Annotated in this window: 3 protein-coding genes; 2 read left to right on the top strand and 1 reads right to left on the bottom strand. The window is 42.0% G+C overall.

The genetic code is table 11. The features are described from left to right. Positions 1–155: 155 nt before the first annotated feature. Both ACZFYI_RS18965 and ACZFYI_RS18960 read left to right on the top strand, forming a co-directional pair. Positions 156–767 carry a Uma2 family endonuclease gene (locus ACZFYI_RS18965; RefSeq protein WP_462525687.1) on the top strand — a complete coding sequence of 204 codons (612 nt, stop codon included), beginning with the start codon at positions 156–158 and terminating at the stop codon, positions 765–767. A 54-nt stretch (positions 768–821) separates the two neighbouring features. Further along, positions 822–1514 (top strand): hypothetical protein, encoded by a 693-nt coding sequence (locus ACZFYI_RS18960; RefSeq protein WP_462525686.1) that lies wholly within the window; start codon positions 822–824, stop codon positions 1512–1514. 115 nt (positions 1515–1629) lie between these two features. Here the strand turns inward: ACZFYI_RS18960 and ACZFYI_RS18955 are convergent. After that, on the bottom strand, positions 1630–2526 hold an 897-nt coding region (locus ACZFYI_RS18955; protein WP_462525685.1), incomplete at its 5' end, for a hypothetical protein.

The following is a 2526-nucleotide window of genomic DNA, read 5'->3' as shown; positions in this document are numbered from 1 at the left end:
ACGTCATCTTGAATCCGAGGTACGAAGGATGAAAGATCTCAAAATATAAAAAGAATCTTCTCCGCCTCCATGGAAAAGCATGACGACCCCCAAAAGTCAATTTGTACTTGTTTCATCAAGTTCTTTTAACTCAAGTTTTTCATTAAATTAGAACTATGAAAACCGAAGAAACCGAAAACAAAGTCAGCGAACCTTATACAGAATATGGCAAGTATTCCTATGCGGATTACCTGACTTGGCAAATGGACGAAATGGTGGAAATCATCAGAGGAAAAGTTTTTAAATCTGCTGCTGCAGCCCCAAGAAGGATTCATCAGGAAGTAACTCTAAAAATTGCCAGAAAACTTGCTGATTATTTGGATCAAAAGCCTTGTAAGGTGTTTGTCGCACCCTTTGACGTCAGGCTTCCTATTAAGTCAAAGAAAAATGAAGATATCTTTACCGTCGTGCAGCCTGATATCTGTGTGGTCTGTGACCGAAGCAAATTGGATGATGCCGGCTGCATCGGCGCTCCTGACCTGATAATTGAAATCCTTTCTCCCGGTTCCAATCGCAAAGAACTCAAGTACAAGTATGAAGCCTATGAGGAAAGCGGCGTCAAGGAATATTGGGTGATCCAACCCACCGAACAGACGCTTTTGATTTATACACTGATAGCAGGAAAATACATTCCCTCCAAACTTTTTTCGCCCGGAGATATTGTAAATTCATCAAGTATTGCAGGATTCAGTTTGGATTTGGAAGAGGTTTTCAAGGATTTGGATTGAAGGTTTTTGAAACTGCTTTTTGGTAAATCCCGTAATCAATCAAAACCCAATTATATGAAACGGATTTTTATAATTGCCTTCTTTCTCTTGTCAGCCTCGGTCTCCCATGCACAGTATTTTTCTACCGGTTTTCAGGCCAATCTCGGTGTGCCGGTCGGAGACCTGAAAGACGTCATGGATGGATCGGTTTTTCCTGAATACACCATGTCTATCTATTACAGATTCCCTGTCAAGCCTATCGAAGTAGGTTTTGGAATCGGATATGGGAAGTACGGTACCGAACTCGAAAAAAGAACCGACCTCTATCCGGGATTTACTGACGAAATGAGACTGAGGAGAAATAATAACCTCCTGACCTTAATGGGAATCTTCAGGTATAATTTCGAAAGTGAAAAGCGGATCGTTCCTTTCTTGGAAGCACAGGTCGGGGCAAATTATTTCTATACCCGGTACAAAATCAGGGAGTTCCAGTTTGAGGAACCGATCGAAGAAGGGATGGATTTTGGAGATTGGGTATTGGGTTACCGATTTGGGGGAGGGCTCAAAATCCCTTTCAAAAACAGGGATTTGGGACATTTTGAGTTTAAGGTCTTGTACCATGACAGTGGTCCGGTGGATTTTCTCAGAAAACAGGATACCGAATACCGCCCCGATCAGGGCGAGGGCGAGTTTGTATATGACATCCAACGCTCTCCGATAACCATGATCCAACCCGGAATAGGATTTATTTTTACGATTGGCAATTGAAAATGCAATGGCACAGGATTTGTTTCGTTATCAATGAATCTAAACCAACTGTATATATATCCTAAAAAACCGACAGGAAACTGCCGGTTTTTTTTTATTATTTTATTTTTACTTTTTAGAAAATATTGTAATCCCGCTCTTCTTCCGGATTGGCGTTGTCATTGACATAGAGGATTCCTTTTCCATCCAAAAACTCCAATCCCCCATGAACCGGCAACTCATCAATAATCCCAACTTGCTTTCCGTCTTTGACTATGATATGGTAGGTTTTTACATACTTTTTGAGCGCTTCTTTGAATTCCGGAAGCCTATAATATTCCTCTGACTTTGCTCGCAGCTCTGTCATAACAGAAACAGGAACTTTTGAACTGAAGGAAGCAATCAAGTAATCTCCTGCAAAAAGGACATTGGTGAATTTGGGATATTCCGAATCGGGATTTTCTGCTTCTAGGTCAAAGAGAGGTGCGGATTCCGGTCTCAGCGGATGGGAAAGTTGGATATCGGCTGTCAAGACAGGTTTACCTTCCTGAAATTCATAAATAAAAACCTGATTGCCTACCAAAGGCATCAAGGCATATTTCTTCTTGGAATCATGAAGTGCGACAAAGGGCAAGTCAGGTCCAACAAACCGCTTGTTCAGCCTAGGTTCCCAAGATTCAGGGAAGGCTTCTAGGATTTCATTTTCTTCTGTTCCAAGGTTATAGCGGTAGATGCTGCTGATTTTGGCATAGTAATCAGTCCCAAGTTTTTTGTGGTCAGCATCTTCATTGGAGAAAAAATTCTGTTCCTCCCCGATCATCATGTCTTGGCCGTTTTCGACAAAAGGATGAAAAGTCGTCCTGTTGGAATAGATGCTGATCCGCCAAAGTTCGGTGGCATTGTTGGCGACTTTTTGGATCTGATTTCCCTGAAGGTCATAGATAAAATATCCTGTAAACGCTCCTTGTGCGACAAATCGGTCCTTGTCCAGAAACTTGTAGCCAAAAGCGCCATTGCCTCCGGTACCGTTTGG

The organism is Aquiflexum sp. (assembly GCF_977115555.1).
The sequence above is the reverse complement of the archived record's forward strand: the minus strand, read 5'-3'. Positions and strand labels throughout refer to the sequence as shown.